Origin of the sequence: Arthrobacter pascens (assembly GCF_017052465.1) — a bacterium.
Classification (GTDB): Bacteria; Actinomycetota; Actinomycetes; order Actinomycetales; family Micrococcaceae; genus Arthrobacter; species Arthrobacter pascens.
Genome location: NZ_JAFHKT010000008.1, coordinates 1 through 330 on the forward strand (window position 1 = coordinate 1; position 330 = coordinate 330).

A 330-nucleotide genomic window follows, 5' to 3' on the forward strand; every position below is an offset into this window, starting at 1 on the left:
AACTCCCAGGCCCAGGCCGACGGGTTGCCCCGCGAGGTGTCGCTGAAGGCCACCGCCACCGGCACCCTGCCTCTCGTGGGGGAGCGCGAGCACGATGCGTGCGGTGCGGTGGGCCCGGGCGGGGGCGGCGTGCCCGTCCCGGCCGGTTTCAGGGCGGTGCGACAGGCGGCCACGGCCTTCGCGGAGCTGAAGGTCCAGGTCGCGGTGCCGCAGGCGCCGGCGGCGGGCTGGGTCCGGTCGGCTTGTTCGGCGACCTGGCCGCCGCTGGTTTCGAAGCGTTCGGTCCAGCCGGTGGGCGCGGTGGTCCCGGGGGTGGAGCTGTCGAAGCCG

The 330-nt window shown here is 76.4% G+C and carries 1 protein-coding gene; it reads right to left on the bottom strand.

The annotated features are described in order from the left end of the window. On the bottom strand, nucleotides 1–330 hold a 330-nt coding region (locus tag JYA52_RS00040), incomplete at both ends, for a hypothetical protein (protein WP_205651141.1).